Source organism: Streptomyces similanensis, from assembly GCF_039543625.1.
GTDB lineage: Bacteria > Actinomycetota > Actinomycetes > Streptomycetales > Streptomycetaceae > Streptomyces > Streptomyces similanensis.
Genome location: NZ_BAABKC010000057.1, coordinates 26993 through 45308, shown reverse-complemented (window position 1 = coordinate 45308; position 18316 = coordinate 26993). Strand labels below are relative to the sequence as shown.

Here is an 18316-nt window from a genome sequence, read left to right as displayed (position 1 = left end):
GCGCGCGGTCTGCTCCGCAGACACGACGCGCCGCCGCTACGCGGCGGCAACTCTTTTGCTCCGCAAAAGAGTTGATGCACCGTCACTCCGTGACGGTGCCTGAATTGCTCCGCAATTCAGCACAGGAATTTGCTCCGCGAATTCCTGGAATGTCGCGGCAGGACGGGTGGGGGTGGCCAGGATCGGAAGGATTTCGAAAGGAACTGATAACCATTCAGCATTTGGGTTGATTGCCGGTCATAATTCCTGAACCCTCCGGGCTGAAATTCTGAAACCGACCGTTCCTCAATTTCCCTATTTCCACTCCCAATAGAGCTGAAAATACCCCCGGGACAACGTTCCCGACAACCCATGCCCACAACCCACGCCGAGCACGGACGGCCTAGCCGCCAGGGCCCCGCCAGCAGCTCCCCCACGCCCCACACGTCCGGGCTCCAGCCCGGACCCTCCCACAGCCCAGCGCGGCGGCGGAGCCGGCGCGCAGCCAACCCACAGGCCGCCCCCGATCCCCGAGGCAGCCGCGCAACCACGCTCCCGCCCCCATTCCTCACTCATCCTTCAACCGGCGCAGAAAAGTGGCAGCAGAGGGGATGTCAGACCCCCGACCATACGCGCAAGCCTTGGTTGACCTGCGGATACGCCGACCTTCCCGAAGAGGCTCGCGCAAGAGATGTCGCAAGAGATGTCGCAGGAGTAGCCGCAAGAGAAGGCGCAAGAGATGTCGCAAGGTTCGGCGTTTCGGGTGTCACCCGAGGCTGAGCAGTGTATTATTGATTTCGTAGTCAGGCGGCAACCTGACTCAGTCTCAATCACCAACGTGAGGAGCCCCCTTGAACACGGAAGCGGAAACCGTTGACGCGGTAAGCCGACTCACGATCCACATTGCGGGGGAGCACGAGACCGACGCCTCTATCGGTCTGACGCTCATCCCCCTTCTGAAGATCCCCACGGCCATCATCGAATTCCGTCACCCTACCGGCGCGCGCGTTTGGTGGGAAGGCTGGTGCGAGGCCGCCGCGATGCTCGACAGGATCTTTCCCGAGCAGGTCGACGCGGGAGAATTGCGCGAACCCGAATTGACCATCAACTCGTTCGTGATCCTGGACGACGCGCTCCGACGCGCCAAGGTCCGGGCCCGCAGCGCGGCAGTGAGCCCCGACGGAATCGGCGCACTGTCGGTCACCGTCGGGGGTCTGACGATCGCGTGCGCGTCCCGCGCGGCTGTCGAGTGCCAGGTGCGCGGGTGGCGTGAGGCGTACGAAGTACTGGCCCTTGACGGGGGGGTCGGACTGCCGTCCGCCGACGAGGTGGCCGCCCGCGTACGGGCCGACCACGCCCGCCACGGGGTCAACGAGCTGTTGACGGCCGCCGAGGAGCAGCGGGCAGCCCGGACGCAGTGACGCGCCCAGGGTGGGGCGGCCACCGGTCGCCCCACCCTTCCGGAGCCACAGCCAAACCAGAGAGAGGACAGCATGACCGCCACAGGACCGATCAGCCGGGGACAGCGGGTACGCATCGAGCGCAACCCCACCCGGAGTCTGGCCGCCCACGCCCGCCCGAGGACCGCGAACCAGCCCGCCCCGTGGCCCGAGGTCTGGGAAGGCACCGTGTTGCAAGTGGCTTATGACGAGGACGAGTTGACCGGCATCGAGATCTACGGCAAGCGCGATAGCACCGGCGAGACCAAGCGCGTCACGTTCAGCCTCAGCCGCAACCCGTTCTTCTGTACGAGCGTGACGCCGGTGGAGTCGCCGTAACTCACCAGGTCCGGGGGGTGATTGAGGGTTGACGATCACCTCCCATGAAAGTGTATTATTGATTCTGATGGTGAGCGGCAACTCACCCACCGCCAACTCAACAACCAAAGGCAGGGGAACGATGAGCGAGTACCAGGACCACGTAGGGCGGAGCCTCGAAGGGCAGAACGTCGACCCGGGCGAGGATCTCGGCATTGACGCCATGCGGTGGACACCCGACCCCGTCAGCGAGGACGTGACGGACGAGGCGACGCAGACCGCCGCCGACACGGCACACGCGTTGCTCGACCGCGCCGCCGACGCGTATCTGTCCCTTCTGAACGCCGTTCTCGGCGACGGGACGCACCACATGGTGGCGAGCGCCAGCACGCCGCACGGTGACCTCATCGAAGGCCAGCAGCTCACCGTCATCGGTGACGCCCTGGTCATCAACGAGGCCGCATCCATGCGTGTCTGCGCAGTGATCGCGGCAGGCCTGGTCGGATGCGGCACCGGTGGTCTGGTCGTGCGCACCTTCGGCCCCAACGGGTCGGAGTTCGTACGCGGCTGGAGGGTGCGGAACTTCTGGCTTCGGCCGCTCACCGCGCAGGAGATCCGGGAGGCGTACACCGTCGACACCGAGACCGGTGCGCCGGTGGCCCCGGAACCGGGCGTTGAGTACCGGCAGGCCGAGCGGGTGCCCCGTCCGGACCAGGCCCCGACGCACGGCGCGGGTGCCAGCCACACCGCGCCCCGGGACAACCGGCCGCCGAACCGTCGCAACTGAGCACCACCCGCCGGGGCCGGTCGCCCGACCGGCCCCGGCGGGAACGCCCCTGCCTCCCCCTGCCCTGCCTCCCGGTGTGAGCGGCAACTCACCCGGCACCAGCCCGACCAGGAGTGACCCGACATGACCGCGATCACGCGCCCCGCCAGCAGCACGAGCGCCCCCGCCCAGGCGCCGGCCCCGCCCCCTGCCGAAGTGCCGGCGCCCACCGCCCCGCCCGCCGAGCGGCCCCACACGGCGGACGCCCGAGGGGTGGCCCTGCCCCGCAACCTGGCCCGCCTCACCGCCCAGGCCGAGGAGGCCGGATGGACGGCCACCGTCCAGACGCAGCCCGGACACTGCGCGCTGCTGCTCACCGCCCGCCAGGAGGCCCGGGAAACCGTCTTGCGCTGCGTGTGGCGGCTCACCGCCCGGGGACACCGCTGGGACGGCGCCACCCTCACCCTCTACGGCCAGACGGCCGCCCAGGGCATCGCATGGCGCGCCGTCGCGGACCTGGTGACCGCCGAGGCGCCCACCGCCCGTACACAGCCGACCGCGCCTGACCGGACGGACGCTCCGGCGCCCGGTCCGGCCGAGACCGCGGCGGAGACTTCGGCCCCCCGGAAGCGTGCCCGTAAGGCGCCGTCCGTGACGGAAGTCGAGCGCGCGCGTAGGGCGGCGGAGGAGTGGCCGGAAGCGATGCAAGCGCGGTCGCTGGACGACCGTTACGAGGGGGAGTTCCGGCGCTCCGACCTGCTGTCGGACCTGTCCGTGTGCGGTGAGCGATTCCCGTTCCGCTTCCATTTCAAGTCGGGCGGCGGACACACCGTGACCCTTCCGACGGGGAACGTGCGCGGTACGTGGGATGAGGTCACGGGGGCCGCTATCGCGTACGTGATCGCGAAGCGTCCGGCAGCGGTGCTGCGCGCGACGGCCGAGACGGCGCGCGTGTACGGCATCCACGCGGAGAGGGCGGCGCAGAAGGCGGAGGAGAACGCGCAGACGGCCGTATCGGTCGGCATGGCGCGCGCTGCCCTGGACACGGTCCGCGCGTTCGCTCAGACCATCGATTGGGACGGTCTGACGGACGAGCAGTACAACAGCGCCCGGGGTGCAGTCCGTGAGGCCGAAGAGTGCGCAGAGGGGGCAGAGTCCGCGTACGGGCTGGGCGACGTCGACACGGCCCGTTGGGCAGCGCGTGACGCTCTCGCCGTCGCGCGCTGGTTCGGTCTTGACGTGCCGTCAGCTCAGGAGTGCGCGGAGCCTGCGCCGGAACCGCGCGCGGTTGCCGGGCGGGTGCGGCCCCAGGCGTCGGCGTTCCTGCTGCGCATCACCCGCCCGGGGTGGGAGGGACCGGCCGAGAAGACCGAGGTTCCGGCCGACGACGCTCCGGCCGGTAGCGGCGTGACACCGGACGTTCCGGCCGAGGAGAACGAGGCCAAGAAGACCCCGGCGGCGTTGCCCGACGTCGTGTCGGACCCCGGCGGGGTGGACGGGTGGGAGACCGACGGGGGCGCGGTTGAGGTGCTGCCGGTGATCTGCCACGGCAACGGGGGTGGGGTGTTCCTGGTGGCGTTCCGTGGCCCGTACGAGGGCACGGTGCGGGTGTCGCGGGCGTGGCTGACGGAGCGTGCGCGCCGTGCGCTGACCGTGGCGCGTGAGCGGCTGACGGTGGCTGAGGAGCACGCGGAGACGTGCGCGGCGTGGCGGCGGGATGCGTACGACCTTCACCAGGAAGTACGCCGGTCGGCGGGTGTGCTGGGGCCGGATGTGTGGGTTGCAGAGGAGATGGCGGGGGCGTGGTCCGCGCGTGCGCGTGAGGTGTCGTGGGCCGCTGACAAGCAGCGCCAGGGCGCGCGGGATGTGGTGCGGTGGCGTGAGCGTGAGGTGTCCGCGCTGGAGTCGGAAGCCAGGGAGGCCGGGCAGCGTGCGGCCGCCGGTCGCAAGTTCCTGGCCCGTGCGGCAGCCGGTGACGTTCCGGCGGGGCGCGGGGCGTGGGCATCGGCCGACGGCGGAGCAGCAGTGATGTTCGAGCTTCCGGCGTGCACTGAGGTGTCGCCGGACATGGAACACACGCCGGGCATGGCGGAGCGTCGCGCGTTCGTGGATCTCCTCGCGGACGCCGTGTCGGCCCGTGACGAGGGGCGCGCGCTGATCGGCCGTGACCTCCCGTCGAAGAAGACGCACGGACGTACGAGCGGGATCGAGAAGGGACAGGCGTCCGCGTCGATCAAGGCCCTGGTCCAGCCATGGAAAGCGCCGAAGATCCCGTGACCAGCAGGCCGACACCGGGTTCATGGACGCGGTCGCCGCCGACCTGCGCGCCGAGAACCTGACCGTCACCACGGCGCAGCCCGAGCCGACCCCCACCGCCTGAACCGACACCCGACCGGCCGGGCGCCCCAGGCGCCCGGCCCACCGAGCGGAGCCCCCATGTCCACGTACCTCCCCTCTCAGCTCACCGGCGATCGCCCGGACCCGGGCGCCGCCGTCACCGACCCGGGCACCGTCGAGGCCTGGGAGACGGACGGCGGAGCCGGCCCCAGGGCCGAGCCGACCGCCGACACCTCCGCGGCCTGTCCCGCCGCACCGTCCGCCGCCGAGGTCGCTGAGCTGCCCAAGCGGGCGCGCACGCTGGCCGAGGCAGCGACGGCGAACGGGTGGGGCGTGACCGTCACCTCCGAGGGCATCGTGGAAGGCACCCACGTACGCACGGTCACCCTGACCGGTGCATTCCCCACGCCGACAACGACCGCGGAGCTCACCGCCCGGTGCGTGTGGTACGGCTCCAGCTACTGGGCGGAGGTGTCCGAGCGCAACGGCCGGTATGCCGGCGGTTTCGGCGAATTCCTCGCGTGGGTGCGTGAGGCTCCCGCCATGTGCCGAGCGGGCAGGGAAGCGGGATGGATCCAGCCCGGCAGTCCGCTGCCGGGTACGGACTTGGAGATTGTGCCGCTGCCGCTGTGGTACGAAGGCGCGCCCCGCGAACGCATCGTCGTCCGCGACGCGCGGATGTACGCGCGCTACACCCAGACCATCCACCACAACGACACCGGCGTCCCCGTGCGGGAGGCCCCCGGATACGGTCAGCCTCACCTCAGCGGCGGCGCGGTACGCGCGTTCCTCGGCGGATCGCTCGGATTCTGGCTGTCCAGCCAGGCCACCATCACCGACGACGAAGCGATCTTCTACCGCCAGACCACCAGGCATTCAGCGATCACCTTTACGCCGGACCGCGACTCCGGCGTCATCATCACCCACCCGGACCGGTACATCACGGCCGACGCGTACCGCGTCACCGGGCACGGCCGCGTCCCGCAGGTCTGGACGCAAGCAGCCGTCCGTGAGGCAGTTTCCGAGGCCACGCGCCCGGGCCCCATCGACTGGCCGGACGGCTGGGCACTGCTCATGCCGGACGAGTCCGTGAGGTTCGCCCCGGGAGGCTTCCCCTGGAAGTCCGGGGACGTGTACATCGCCGAGCCCACCGCCGCGCCCCAGTCATGGGGGCCACGGTGCGGGACGTGCGGTTGGTACGTGACGGAGCACGACCCCGCTCGCGGGTGGGGACGCCGGTGCAGCACCTCCCAGCCGCCGACCGACAGCTGACGAACGCCTCCTGGTGGCGCGCAGCGCGGACGCCGTAGCCATCGCGCCCCGTCGGACACAGGACCGCTCTGGAGCGGTCCGGACAACCCGCGTCAGAACCGCTCCCCCTCACCACCGAAAGGCGGCATGCCATGGCCGGAAAGCTCAGCAAGGAGCAGACCAAGCAGCACAACCGGGCGTGCGAACTGGTCGACATGGAACCGGACTTGACGATCGAGGAGCGGGAATTCGTTCTCGACCACTTCCACGAGTCCGCGAACATGGGCCGCACCCTGGACGGCGCGTTCTTCACACCGGCCGAGCTCGCCGGCGAACTCCACCACGTGGTTCCGGGGGACCGCATCATCGACCTGTGCGCGGGCATCGGACGCCTGGCCTGGCACGCCCGCGACTACTGGAACCGGTGCTGGGAGCGTCTGCCGCCGCGCGAGATCGTGTGCGTGGAGAAGAACCCGGAGTACGTGAAGGTCGGGCGGCGCATCCTGCCGGAGGCCACGTGGATCTGCGCCGATGTGCTCGACGTCCCGGGCATGAAACTCGGTCCCTTCGACTGCGCGATCAGCAACCCGCCGTTCGGGCGGATCAAGCGCAACGGCAACGCCCCCGGCTACCGGGGACCGCTGTTCGAGTTCCACGTGATCGCGGTCGCCGAAACCCTGGCCCGGCGGGGAGCGTTCATCATCCCGAGGGAATCCGCCCCGTTCCGCATCGAGACCGGATTCGTCTCGCAGGACTCGCCCGCGTACGAGCGCTTCCACCGCGAGACCGGGATCAAGCTCCGCCCCAACCCCGGCATCCCCACGGACGAGTACCGCGACCAGTGGCGCGACGCCTCACCGGCCGTTGAAATCGTGGTGCGCAACCGCGACGAGGACGAGTTCGAGGCCCAGGCGGAGCAGGCCGCCCGCGCGGAGCAGGAAGCCGTGACCAGCCGCCCACGCAAGCCGAAGGCCGAGCCCGCCCGTGTTGCGCCCAGGGCCGCGCAGCCCGCCGGGTTCGGCGGCGATGACGGGGACACCTTGTTCCGAAAAGGGGATTGATCAACCCCCGTAATGGTGTATTATTGATTTTACAGGCGAGCGGCAACTCGCCGGCCACCGACCGACCCACACCGAGCAGACAGGGAGCCGCACATGGGCGCCTACGGACACGACATCACCGCCGGAATGCTGGTCTTCGACCGGGAGGACTTCACCGCCTACCGGCCCGGCTCGGAGCCGGTCTGGCTGGTCGAGAAGGTGGCCGGACAGGAGGAGCGCAGCCCGGGCGGCGCCACCGTCGACAGCACGTACGCGCACGTCCGCAACGCCGAGGTTCACGGCAGGGACACCACGCCGTCGAACTCCGGATGGACCGGCACCAAGCCCGTGGGGCGGCTGGTCGAGGCCGCCGACGAGGACGACCACACCAAGCCGGGCACCTTCCGCATGGACCGCGCCATGGTGGCCTTCCTACGCGCGACCCGCTTCCAGGGGTCCACCTCCGACGACTACCCGACCGTGCGCGATCTGGTGAATGCCGCCCCCCACGACCGGCGCGGGTTCCTGGTGGGCGCGCGCACGGTCACCCCGCACGGCCTGCGCTATGCGCTGGGCGCCCTGTCGGTCTGCCTGGGGAACCTGTTCTGCGACCTGGGGGCAGGCCGCATCACGGCCGCCGACCTGGAGGCGGGCGGTATCTCCGTGCCGCTGCTGGAGGCCACCCGCGAGGCCCTGCGCACCGCCGACTCGGCCGTCCGGGCCTGAACTCGTTCCGCCGGGCGCCGACCACGGCGACCGGCCCCCTACCGGATGAGCGGCAACTCATCCGGCACCACTCGACACAGGAGGACGCACCATGACCACCATCCGCCGGAACTGGACCAAGCGCGTTGCGGAAATCCGCGCGGCGGCTCGCACCTGCCGTGCCTACGACTCCGACAGCGGCAACATGGTGCAGGTCGACCCGGCGCGGGCATTCGAGGCGTGGGAGAGCACGCCGCGCGCCCGGCTCACCGAGGACACCCCCAGGCAGAAGTGGACGGTCCACGTTCACTCCAACCGGTTCTACGAACTGACCGCCGAGGCCCCCGCCGCCCCAGCGGACGATGCGCCGGCCGCCGAGGTTCCCGCGGCTCCCACCGCCGGGCCCGGCTCTGGGCACGCGCACCAGGCCGCCGGACCGGCCAGCGCGCAGGACCGCAGCGCGGCTTGCACGCTCGCCCGGCGCACGCGGGCATCCGGTGTGCCGGGGCGTGACCGTCTGCCCGGTCATCTGCCCGCCCTGGCGGTCGATCTCGTGGGAAAGACCGTCCGCGTGAAGCTCGCCCAGGGCTACAGCCACGAGCAGATCCGGGATGAGTTCGAGCAGGAGCGGGCGGAGGCCGTGACCGTCGGCGACGCCGGGAGGGTTGCGGCCCTGGGGACGGTGCTGGAGGTGCACGCGGCGATGGTGGCCGAGGAGGACGCAGCCCAGTCGCCCACGGGCCCCGCACCGGCCGACCACGGCCACAGTTCCCCGCACGAGCAGGAGCCCGCCCGGCACCGCCCCAGCTCGCCGCGTGAAGAGCCGGTGAGCAGCGACAGCGTGCTGTCCCGCATCGATGCGGTTCTGCACGACGCCGCCGTCACCGACGACCCCGACGTCAGCGACGACGCCATGCGGTCGGTCCCGCTGGCCGACCCGGACGACATCATCCACGCCTACACCCGCGCCCGGGCCCTGGCAGACGGCGTCCTGGTCGCCGCCGACGCCGAGCTGGCGAGGGAGGCCGGCTTCCGTGTCCCGGTCGCCCTCACCAGCGCCGTGTGGGAGGGCTGCGTGGCGTGGAACGAGGGCGACAGCGAGCGGCAGACGCCGCAGGACGAGCGCGGTCGTCTGTGGGACGTACTGACCATGGCCCGCCACGCGATCCGGCGCAGCGGCGGAGGTGAGGTCACCGTCGACCTGCGACGGGTGCCGCGCGACGGCCGCACCCCGGCAGGCCCAGCCGGTCCAGCTCGTCTGCGCAATCGGCCCCGGCGACCACGGCGAACCCGTGATCACCATCATGGAACCCCACGAGGACTGATCACCTAGCCAGCCCGGGGGCGCACCGCCCCCGGGCCCGGCCCCGAAAGGACCAGCCCCCATGACGACCCCCGCAGCAGTCGCCGACCGCGTCGCCGAGATCCTCGGCGTCAACTGGACGGCCACCGCCGGCCCATGGAAAGCCTCCGGCCACCTGGACGCCCCAGGAGCCGACCCGTACGCGCTCCACGTCGACGAACACGGCGAGCTCTGCCTGTGGGCAACCCTCAACCCCCTTGGCCCCATCGCCGCGTTCCGCGAAGTCCACACTCCTGAGGACATTGAGGCGGTTGCCAAGGGCATCGCCGAGGAGATCCGCCAGCATCACACCCCAGCCGACCAGGGATAAAAGGCCTTGCCCCAACACTCAATGACGTATAATTGATTTAACGAGCAAGCGGCAACTTGCTCAACACCAACCGATCGCACGAGGAGCAATCCGTGAGCGACACCGCAACAACCACACCGATGCAGCGGGTCACCCTGCAGCTCGGCCAGATCCGCGTCAACGAGAACAACGTCCGCCAGGACCTCAACCTGGATGAGAAGTTCCTCAAGTCCGTCGCGGCCAACGGCGTGAAGGTCCCCGTCGTGGTCCTCCCGCTCGGCGAGGACACCTACGAACTGAAGATGGGCCACCGGCGCTACTTCGCCGCCCGGGCCACCAAGGAGACCGGCGAGGAGCAGGACGCGATCGAGGTCCCCGCGTACGTGCTCGACCCCTCCCTGCGCGAGGCGGGCGAGGACTTCATCGACCAGCTCATCGAGAACGACAACGACTACCGCCGGGGCCTGACCGAGCTGGAGCAGGCCGACGCCCTGTTCGGCGCGGTCGGCGCGGGCATGAAGCAGGCCAGGGTCGCCGAACTCACCGGCCGCTCCCGCAGGGACGTGTCCCAGGCCGTGAGGACCGCGAAGTCGGTGGGCGAGCGGACCCGTTCGGCACTCGCCGAGGCCGGTACGTACGACCTCGACCTCGAAGTCCTCGGGGTGCTGGGCGAGTTCGACGACGACGCCGCCGCCGTCAACCGGCTGCTGGATGCCTACGCCAAGGGCCGCTTCGAGTTCCAGGTGCAGTGGGAGCGCGACGACCGCGCCGAGCAGCGCGCCCGTGAGCAGGTCCGCCCGCAGCTTCAGGCCGCAGGCGTGCGACTGGCCGAGGACGGCGACACGCTTCCGGCCACCGTCGAGCCGCTCAGCGAGCTGGACGGCCCGGACGGCGAGCCCATGAGCGCCGAGGCACACGCCGAGTGCCCCGGACACGTGGCGACCTGGGCCGAGAACCCCCGCGAGCCCGGCGAGGTGGAGTACTTCTGCACCGACCCGGAGCGCTTCGGCCACTACCCGCCCCAGGAGGACGCCTCCGAGACGGACGGCGACCAGGCCGAGGAGCAGCCGCAGGCGACGGGGGCGGCCAAGCCGTCGGAGCCCTCCCGCGAGTACGTCAAGGCGGGCAACAAGGCCTACCGCGCCGCCGAGAAGGCCCGGCAGGCGTGGCTGAAGGACCTGATCGGCCGCAAGACCGCACCGAAGCCGCTCGCCGCGTTCGTCACCGAGCAGCTCCTTTCCTGCCCCAAGCCGGTGGCTCAGTGGGTGGGCGACGCGGGCCGCCGGGACCTGGTCAAGGAGCTGACCGGCTACGACGCCCCCGCCGAGCGCGCCAAGTCGGCGACCCCGGCCAAACTCACGCTGCTGAACTTCGCGGTGCTGGCCGCGACGTTCGAGAAGCGGATGTGCGAGGTCCGGACCTGGCGCACCGACAGCGCCGCCCGCTCTGCCGTGTACGAGCTGCGGGAGATCCGCGAGGACGCCCGCACGTGGCTGGAGTTCCTTGCCGAGATCGGCTACCCGCTCTCCAGCGTCGAACAGGCCATCGTCGACGACGAGCCCTACCAGGAGGGCGAGCCGGACGCGGCCGACGCCGACGGCCAGGCCGACGAGGACACCCCGGACGCCGTGAGCGTCGAGGACTCCGAGGACGCGTCCTGACCTGCTGCCCGGGCCGGACCTGTCCGGTCCGGCCCGGGCACCCTCCCCTTCCACCTCTGCGCGCCGCCCGCCCGGAAGGCCTCGCCATGCTCCGCTCCGAACTCCGCCTGAGCGCCTCGCTGTTCGTCGCCCAGGCCGCCGTCAGCAACCACACGGGCCTGATCGCCCGGTCCGGGATCGCCATGCCGGCCGCGCCGTTCGGCTCCCCCGCCTGGCAGCTGCCCGCCCTGGTCTCCTACCTTCACCGCCTCCGCCAGGACGAGGAGGACCCCGCCCCCGACCTGTGGCGCGCGCGCACCAAGCGCCAGACGGGCCCAGTGCCCCGCCCGCACATCCGCTACCAGGCTGACTGCCTGCACGACGCGGACGCGGTGTACGTGCTCGACATCCAGCTCGGGCCGTGCGACGAGGAGACCGGCTGGCCCGCCGCCGATCTCGCCGTCATCGAGCAGGAGGAAGGCGCCTGCCCCTTCGGGCGTGTCACCCGCCGCCACGGGGTCGAGGCGATCGCCGCGTACACCGCCCAGGAGCTGACCGCCGAGCACGCGGCGCTGATGGACCGCGCCCGTCAGCACCAGGACGCCTACTTCGTGCGCCTCGCAGGACTGGCCCAGCGTGCCGCCGAGTGGGCCGACAAGGTCCGCGCCGCCGCACACGCCGATGCCGTCCGCGTCCAGGCCGGCGGCGCCCGGGCCCGCATCACCCGCTGACCGCCCCGCACACCCGCGCCGACTACCGCCGTTGGAGGCCTGCGCCATGTACGAGTTCGAGCCCGCCTCTCCGACCTACGCGATCTCCGACACCATCGTCGAACACCACCTGCGCGGACGTGACCGCACCCGCGCCGACCTGCCCGGCGGCTACCGGCTGACCCTGCGCACCCGCGAGCGGCACGGCCAGCTTGAGGCCGCTCTGGCCGCGCCGTCGCCCACCGGCCCCGCCCGGATCTGCACCGCGCGCATCAGCGCGCACACCCCGACGCCCGTCACGTCGCGCATTCTCGACGCGGTCACCCGCTACGCCCCGGCCCTGCCCGACGCCCGCGACGCCCACCCGTCCCCCGAGGCCGTTGCCCGCCTACTCACCACCGGTGCCCCCTTCCAGCAGCCTGCCGAGCCGGGCCTGTTCGTCCAGTTCGGGCACGCGCAGGCCTGGCTGGAGGGCCGACGGCTCAGCGTCACCCTGGGCGCCCCCGGCAGCGGGCTGAGCCTCACCCTGGGCGGTCCCTGGGACGCACCGTCCACTTCCCGTCTCACCGCCGCCGTCCTGCGCGACCTAACCGGCGCAGGGGAACTGACCGGCCAGGTCGCCTCTCTGCTGCCGCACGGACCATGGCAGGTCCTGACCGACCAATGGCACCCCGCCGCCGCCCTGGTCCTGCTCTCAGATCCGCACTGGGATCCGGAAGACCCGCTCGGCCGCCGCTCCTCCCGAGCCCTGCGCGAGCTACAGCACCGGCTGTGCACGGACCGGCCGGACTGGGACTTCCAGGAGCTGATCTCCGTCGAGGGCTCGGCCGTCGCCCTGCGCGTCACCCCGCGCGGCCGCACGGTCCCCTACCTGGTCCGCTCGGTAGTGGGCACCGGCCGCTTCGTGCCAGGGGAGTTGGGGAACACCCGCACGACGTTCCTGCCCACCGACCTGCCGGCGTTCCCCTGCCTCGCCCCGCACCTGATGCCGCGCGCCGTCACGGCGCCCCTCGACCTCTACGTCGCCCCGCAGGTCGAACGCGACATCTACGGCGTGAAGCTGGATCTCGGCGGCTGGCGGTACGTCCTGGACGCCCAGGCCGTGTTCTACGGACCCGGCTGGTACCCGTTCCACGAACACGTGACCCGCCGGGAGAAGGACCCCACCGCCCCGCTCTACGACCGCTCGGTGCCCACCGGCCGCACCGTCCTCGCCCGGGTGCGGATCTCCCCCGGGTGCGGATCTCCCCCGACCCCCAACACCGCTCCTGGCGCAACGAGTACGTCGTACTCACCCCCGTCGACCACCGCGTGGAAGCGCGGCTGCAGCTGTACGCCGGGCAGGACCGGGGATGCGCCCTCGTGCACACCGTTACGCTGCAGATCGACCTGGGGACGATACGGGTGACGCTCCCCGACCAGATCCCCGCGGGCCCGCTGCGCCACCAGGCCGCCATCAAGGGCGAACGGATCCTCGCCCTTCTGGCAGCCGCGCGGCACGAACGCGATCACGGGGCCAGCGAGCCGCGGGCCGGCCTCGCTCCGTGGAACCGCGGCGACCTGCCCAGCGCAGACACCTGACGCAGTCGCCGACCGCGTGAGCCACACCCACTCTCCGTTTTGCCCCACCGCCGGTCCGGGGCGGCAACCCCGGACCGGCCCCACTCACCAACTCGAAGGACACGCCCGTGAACGCCGTCCTCACCGCCCCGACCCGCCGGATGCCGGCGCCGCCGGTGTACGCCCCGTATCCCGAGACGTGCACCTGCACAGCTGCCGTCCGCTACGCCTGCGGCCACTGCTACCACGAACAGTGCCTGGACTGCGGGTTCTGCACGATGGGCAGCTGCGTCTGCCACTGCGAGTACGGCCTCGGCTTCCACCCAGGCGACTCGCCGCCCGAGGGACCCATGTTCTGGATCGGCGGACACCACGCCAACTGGCTTTCCACCTGGGGCGTGCCGATGTGCGTCTCACGCTCCGCCCTGACCGGCCGCGCCACGCTGCCCCGCGCCGCCGAGGCCTGGGTGTACGACTCGGGCGCCTTCTCCGAACTCGACAACCACGGCGGATGGACGATCGGCCCGCACGCCTACGTCCGCGAGCTGCGCCAGTTCCGCGACGGGATCGGCCGCCTGGTCTGGGCCGGTCCGCAGGACTGGATGTGCGAGCCCGACATGATCGCCAAAACCGGTCTGTCCGTGCGCGAGCACATCGACCGCACCGTGGGCAACTTCGTCGACCTGATGGCCGAAGACCCCGGCGTCGACATCATCCCGACCGTCCAGGGCTGGCGGCCGGCCGACTACGCAGCCTGCCTGGACCTGTACGACAAGCGCGGCGTCCGGCTGGCGGACTATCCGCTGGTCGGGGTCGGCTCCGTGTGCCGCCGCAAGTCGCTCAAGGACGTTCAGGCCGTCCTCGCCACGGTGGCCACCGCCGGACTGCGCCTGCACGGCTTCGGGCTGAAAACCCAAGCGCTGGAGACGTGCGCCGAGTACCTGGCCTCCGCCGACTCCCTGGCGTGGTCGCGCGATGCCCGCTGGAACGCCCCGCTGCCAAGTTGCGAGGGCAAGCACAAGAGCTGCTCCAACTGCGTGCACTGGGCGATGCGCTGGCGCGAACGCGTCCTGGACGTACTGCACGCCCCCCGTCAGCTGATGCTCCCCATCACGACCTGACCCACCGCCGACCGTGCCGGTCCCGGGGCGACAACCCCGGACCGGCCTTCCTTCACCAACTCACCGCCCCGAGGGGAACACCCTGATGTCTACGTACGAGCAACCCCCGCTCGATCTCGGCGCCGTCCGCCAGCGGTGGAACAACCGCCGGCACAGCTGGAGGCCGAGGAGTGAAGGCGGGTTCGACCCGTCCCGCTACCGCGTCCGCGAGATGCCGAACGATCTGGTCCACACGGCGAAGGCCTTCGTGCGCGCCCACCACTACAGCGGCTCGTGGCCCGTTATCTTCACGGTGATCTTTCCAACAGCCACGTCAGCCACATGCATGCTGAACTGGCCGGATCATCGGTATCCAATGGGTGTTCGACATCACAGGCACGTTTGTGACGTCGTGCCGCGCAGAGCGGGCGACGCTGACCAAGGACAAGACAGGGTGGGTGATCGTCGGAACCGACGACTACGCCCTCCACCGTGAAGGCTCGCTGTTCCTCTCAGGCCTGCGAGACGCCGGCCGGGCCTATAACACGGAGAGGACGTACGCCGGGCGGGCGGCGCTGTACCTGTCGTACTGCACCTTCCATCGCCTGGACTGGGCGCAGATCACCGTGTGGCAGCTCGCTCGCTTCATGCACTGGCTGGTGGAGGGGCCACTGCCATCGCGTGCCCGCAGCGGAGGCGGGCCGGAACGATTCCGCGACGAGAACACCGCCAACGCGATCGTGGGCACAGTCTGCGAATTCCTGAACTTCGGCATACGCATGAACAGGGTGGATCCCGAACTCGCCGGGCAGCTCACCGAGCCCCGCTACCTGCGGTATCTACCCAAGGGCTTCAACCCCGTTGAGAACGGCCAGCACCAGACGGTCCGCTCGCGGCTGCTCAAGCTCCGGGGCGTCGACTCGGGGATCGAGTGGCTGACGGTCGAGCAGATATCCCGCCTGATCGACGTGACCCGGCACGCACGGGACCGCTTCCTGGTGCTCCTGCTGTGGTGCACCGGCATGAGGATCGGCGAGGCGCTCGGACTGCGGCGCGAGGACATGCACCTCCTGGCCGACTCGCAGGCATTCGGATGCCAGGTCAAGGGCCCGCACGTGCACGTACAGCGCCGCTTGAACAGCAACGGCGCGTGGGCGAAGTCGCGGAGGCCGCGCGCCATCCCGGTGACCGCCGACCTCGGCATCTGCTACGCCGACTACCTCCACGAGCGTTCCGAGGTCCCGCAGGCAGACTTCACCGAGCAGGTCTTGGTCAACCTCTTCCGGGAGCCGCTCGGACAGGCGATGACGTACTCCGGGGTCAAGGGCGTGTTCGACCGGCTCGCCCGGCGGGCGGACCTGATCGCCCGGCCGCACATGATCCGTCACAGCGCCGCCACCGAGTGGATCCGCCAGGGCACCGACCGGTCGGTGGTCTCCGACCTCCTCGGGCACATGTCCGAATCGTCCATGGCCCCGTACGTCCACGTTGACGAAGGGAGTCGTCGGGCCGCGGTCGAGCGCGCCGACGCCCGACGCCGGGAGATGGCGCGATGACCGTCGAACTGACAGTCGCCAGGGTTGAGTCCCGCGTCGTCACGCTGCCCGTCGACCGCGCGGGGTGGATGGCTTGGCTGATCGAGAACACCGAACCAGACTGGCGTCGGGGCGAAGTGGTTTCGGAGACATCGCCCAGAGATGGCTGATCATCATCTCGCGCAGCTCGTCGCCGACCCGTCACAGTGGCGCGATGAATGCAGGACTCGCCGCCGTACTCGGTGCCATGGTCGGAGCCCTCGGCACCGGAGCGACCGGCCTGGCCGCGGCTCTCCTGAGCCGCAACACGGCTCGCCACCAGGTCAAGGCCGAGAGCATGCGGGCCCTGCGGGACTCGCGCAGGGCCACCTACCTCGCCTTCGCCGAGACGCACGAGCGCTACCTGGACCTGCTGTCCACCACGCTGTTACCCCTCGGTCGAGTCGAGCGCTTTCCGGACCAGCGTGAAGAGTGGATCGAGAAGGCACACAAGCGCTGGAACCAGGCATTGAAGTACCGGCAGAACGAGGTCCAGAAGATCCGTGTCGTTCTCGCCCTGGACGCCACCCGCCCAGTGGCCGATGCCGCGCTTGAGGTGGCTGAGAGGTTCATCCTTCTCAGCAGCGCGACCGGCCGCGCCATCGAGGCCCTCAAGGGCCAGGCCCTGGATGGCGGCCCCATCACGCCCCCGCTGTCCGGCTACGTCGAGCTCCTGACTGGATACGGACTGGACCCCGAGGCGCCCGACCTCGGTGTTCTCCAAGACCGCGCGCAGGACGCATACAAAGCGTTCCTACGGACCGCGGCCGATGCCGTCGGGGAGAACGGGCTCCTCCCCTCAGGCTGACGGCTTCATCCGCCCGGTGCTACGGCGGCGCCGGCAGTGCCAGCGGCTTGATGCCCGGCTAGGGAACGAGCGGTTCCAGACCGGCTTCCCGCATCGCCTCGACGGCCTGCTCGGCGCTGATACGGGTCCGTCGAGGTTGGGGCTGCTTCATCTAGTCCATCGCGGCGAGACCGTAAACGGGAGGTCTGACACCCCGGGCCTCGACCCCAGGAGTGAGGCACACCGGGGCGGGAACGGTCAGGTGGCCGCGAAAGCGATGTAGGTGCCGACGGTAAGGCCGGAGAAGGTGATGAGCTGGCGGGGCTTGAGGCAGCTGAACGCGGCGTGCATCCCGATCCCGGCGACGACGGCGTACGGCATCGTCTGCTCGATGAGCAGCGCGGGTGGCAGCGCGATCTCCGCCGCGATGACGCCGGCCGCGACCGCGCGCCAGAGACGTACGTCCCGGTCGGTGAGGTTGCCCGCGTGGCGGCGGACGAAGCCGGGAACGGCGAACTGGCGCCGGTAGGGCAGCCGGTCCCTGACCTGGCTGTAGGTGTGCACCCACTGGGCGAGGTAGAGCCCGCTGCGGAACTGGGGCGAGCGGAGCTTCTGCCAGGCGCTGTTCCAGTAGATGTCCGTGGTGATCAGCACGAGGAGGCACTGCGCCCAGGTGTTCGCCGCGCTCGCGCCGTGCTCGACGGCGAGGCCGTGGCCGAGGTCCCCTGCGAGCAGCAGGGCGGTTCCGGTCAGCAGGGTGTAGCGGACGGCGTTGGGGCTCCTGAGGTACAGCAGTTCCATCGCGGCGCCGGCCAGGACCGTCAGCAGCGCGAGCCTGGGCACGAGACCGAGCGCCAGGGCGAGGGCCGCGGCCGTACGGACGATCAGCGCGGGCCGGTACACGCTCGCGAGGAGCCGGGCCTGGCGGGGGCCGAAGCGCTGTTCGGCGAGGTGGAGGCTGAGGGAGCCGGTGGCGAGGCGGTCCCAGCCGCCCTGGCCGAGGGCGAGGGCGAACCGGGCGGTGAGCACGGTGCCGAAGACGATCCGGAACCACTGGAGCCGGCCCGGGTCGGTGGGGTGGGTGAAGCCGGAGGCGAGCGCGTCAAAGAACCACACGGCCGGCCACCACCTTCACGGGCTGCTCGCCGCGGGCGGACAGGACGCGGCCGGTGCCGTCGATCCGGTCGTATCGGCCGCTGGTGGTGAGGTGGTCGAGGATCGCCTGGAGTTGGGGAGGGCCGAGGATGAAGGAGCCGGGCGAGAGGTGGTCGTAGACGTTGACCGGCTCGGCACGGCCGTCCTTGGTGCCGGTGAGCTGGACGATGGTGAAGGTGGCCCGGCAGAACATCTTCCACCGCAGCCAGCGGCCGGGCAGGGGCGTGAAGCCGGTGATCATCCACGCCACGAGGGCGAGGGTGAGCACGATCTGGGCAGAGGACAGCACGGATTCGCGCATGA

19 protein-coding genes are annotated in these 18316 nt (G+C 70.8%); 17 read left to right on the top strand and 2 right to left on the bottom strand.

Going from position 1 to position 18316, the window contains the following annotated elements:
- Positions 1–830 precede the first annotated feature (830 nt).
- From ABEB07_RS20210 to ABEB07_RS20130, 17 genes are all read left to right on the top strand, one after another.
- A complete protein-coding gene (locus ABEB07_RS20210) occupies positions 831–1400 on the top strand; it encodes a hypothetical protein (protein ID WP_345669631.1) in 570 nt (189 codons plus the stop codon).
- 72 nt (positions 1401–1472) lie between these two features.
- Positions 1473–1757 carry a hypothetical protein gene (locus tag ABEB07_RS20205; protein WP_345669630.1) on the top strand — a complete coding sequence of 95 codons (285 nt, stop codon included), beginning with the start codon at positions 1473–1475 and terminating at the stop codon, positions 1755–1757.
- 28 nt (positions 1758–1785) lie between these two features.
- The gene (locus ABEB07_RS20200) at positions 1786–2523 is read left to right on the top strand and encodes a hypothetical protein (RefSeq protein WP_345669628.1); all 738 of its coding nucleotides are present in this window, start codon (positions 1786–1788) and stop codon (positions 2521–2523) included.
- Between the two features lie 252 nt (positions 2524–2775).
- A complete protein-coding gene (locus ABEB07_RS20195) occupies positions 2776–4779 on the top strand; it encodes a hypothetical protein (protein ID WP_345669627.1) in 2004 nt (667 codons plus the stop codon).
- A 159-nt stretch (positions 4780–4938) separates the two neighbouring features.
- Positions 4939–6111 (top strand): hypothetical protein, encoded by a 1173-nt coding sequence (locus ABEB07_RS20190; RefSeq protein WP_345669626.1) that lies wholly within the window; start codon positions 4939–4941, stop codon positions 6109–6111.
- Positions 6112–6242: 131 nt separating this feature from the next.
- Positions 6243–7151, top strand: coding sequence for a class I SAM-dependent methyltransferase (locus tag ABEB07_RS20185; RefSeq protein ID WP_345669624.1), 909 nt, complete (start codon positions 6243–6245; stop codon positions 7149–7151).
- Positions 7152–7244: 93 nt separating this feature from the next.
- Positions 7245–7856, top strand: a complete 612-nt coding sequence (locus ABEB07_RS20180) for a hypothetical protein (RefSeq protein ID WP_345669623.1) — start codon at positions 7245–7247, stop codon at positions 7854–7856.
- A 91-nt stretch (positions 7857–7947) separates the two neighbouring features.
- Positions 7948–9168, top strand: coding sequence for a DUF6573 family protein (locus ABEB07_RS20175; RefSeq protein WP_345669622.1), 1221 nt, complete (start codon positions 7948–7950; stop codon positions 9166–9168).
- Positions 9169–9220: 52 nt separating this feature from the next.
- Entirely contained in the window at positions 9221–9508 is a 288-nt protein-coding gene (locus tag ABEB07_RS20170) for a hypothetical protein (RefSeq protein ID WP_345669620.1), read from the top strand.
- Positions 9509–9600: 92 nt separating this feature from the next.
- A complete protein-coding gene (locus ABEB07_RS20165; protein ID WP_345669619.1) occupies positions 9601–11148 on the top strand; it encodes a ParB/RepB/Spo0J family partition protein in 1548 nt (515 codons plus the stop codon).
- Positions 11149–11234: 86 nt separating this feature from the next.
- Positions 11235–11858: a hypothetical protein gene (locus ABEB07_RS20160; RefSeq protein ID WP_345669618.1), complete on the top strand. Its 624-nt coding sequence runs from the start codon at positions 11235–11237 to the stop codon at positions 11856–11858.
- Positions 11859–11904: 46 nt separating this feature from the next.
- Positions 11905–13245 (top strand): hypothetical protein, encoded by a 1341-nt coding sequence (locus ABEB07_RS20155; RefSeq protein ID WP_345669616.1) that lies wholly within the window; start codon positions 11905–11907, stop codon positions 13243–13245.
- Positions 13242–13418 carry a hypothetical protein gene (locus tag ABEB07_RS20150; protein WP_345669614.1) on the top strand — a complete coding sequence of 59 codons (177 nt, stop codon included), beginning with the start codon at positions 13242–13244 and terminating at the stop codon, positions 13416–13418. The genes ABEB07_RS20155 and ABEB07_RS20150 overlap by 4 nt, the downstream gene beginning before the upstream one ends.
- 107 nt (positions 13419–13525) lie before the next feature.
- Positions 13526–14518, top strand: coding sequence for a deazapurine DNA modification protein DpdA family protein (locus ABEB07_RS20145; RefSeq protein ID WP_345669613.1), 993 nt, complete (start codon positions 13526–13528; stop codon positions 14516–14518).
- 437 nt (positions 14519–14955) lie between these two features.
- Entirely contained in the window at positions 14956–16053 is a 1098-nt protein-coding gene (locus ABEB07_RS20140; protein ID WP_345669612.1) for a tyrosine-type recombinase/integrase, read from the top strand.
- Positions 16050–16202, top strand: coding sequence for a hypothetical protein (locus ABEB07_RS20135; protein ID WP_345669611.1), 153 nt, complete (start codon positions 16050–16052; stop codon positions 16200–16202). The genes ABEB07_RS20140 and ABEB07_RS20135 overlap by 4 nt, the downstream gene beginning before the upstream one ends.
- Before the next feature lie 44 nt (positions 16203–16246).
- Entirely contained in the window at positions 16247–16879 is a 633-nt protein-coding gene (locus ABEB07_RS20130; protein ID WP_345669609.1) for a hypothetical protein, read from the top strand.
- Between the two features lie 237 nt (positions 16880–17116).
- Here the strand turns inward: ABEB07_RS20130 and ABEB07_RS20125 are convergent, their stop codons facing one another.
- Positions 17117–17974 (bottom strand): hypothetical protein, encoded by an 858-nt coding sequence (locus tag ABEB07_RS20125; protein WP_345669608.1) that lies wholly within the window; start codon positions 17972–17974, stop codon positions 17117–17119.
- Complete coding sequence (locus ABEB07_RS20120) at positions 17961–18314, bottom strand: hypothetical protein (protein ID WP_345669607.1); 354 nt, start codon at positions 18312–18314, stop codon at positions 17961–17963. Before ABEB07_RS20120 ends, ABEB07_RS20125 begins: the two co-directional genes overlap by 14 nt.
- Between the last annotated feature and the right edge of the window lie 2 nt (positions 18315–18316).

Coding starts and splice junctions, on each gene's coding strand:
- ABEB07_RS20130 (WP_345669609.1), top strand. CDS start 16,247: ATGAATGCAGGACTCGCCGCCGTACTCGGTGCCATGGTCGGAGCCCTC.
- ABEB07_RS20160 (WP_345669618.1), top strand. CDS start 11,235: ATGCTCCGCTCCGAACTCCGCCTGAGCGCCTCGCTGTTCGTCGCCCAG.
- ABEB07_RS20155 (WP_345669616.1), top strand. CDS start 11,905: ATGTACGAGTTCGAGCCCGCCTCTCCGACCTACGCGATCTCCGACACC.
- ABEB07_RS20135 (WP_345669611.1), top strand. CDS start 16,050: ATGACCGTCGAACTGACAGTCGCCAGGGTTGAGTCCCGCGTCGTCACG.
- ABEB07_RS20175 (WP_345669622.1), top strand. CDS start 7,948: ATGACCACCATCCGCCGGAACTGGACCAAGCGCGTTGCGGAAATCCGC.
- ABEB07_RS20180 (WP_345669623.1), top strand. CDS start 7,245: ATGGGCGCCTACGGACACGACATCACCGCCGGAATGCTGGTCTTCGAC.
- ABEB07_RS20190 (WP_345669626.1), top strand. CDS start 4,939: ATGTCCACGTACCTCCCCTCTCAGCTCACCGGCGATCGCCCGGACCCG.
- ABEB07_RS20185 (WP_345669624.1), top strand. CDS start 6,243: ATGGCCGGAAAGCTCAGCAAGGAGCAGACCAAGCAGCACAACCGGGCG.
- ABEB07_RS20205 (WP_345669630.1), top strand. CDS start 1,473: ATGACCGCCACAGGACCGATCAGCCGGGGACAGCGGGTACGCATCGAG.
- ABEB07_RS20170 (WP_345669620.1), top strand. CDS start 9,221: ATGACGACCCCCGCAGCAGTCGCCGACCGCGTCGCCGAGATCCTCGGC.
- ABEB07_RS20120 (WP_345669607.1), bottom strand. CDS start 18,314: ATGCGCGAATCCGTGCTGTCCTCTGCCCAGATCGTGCTCACCCTCGCC.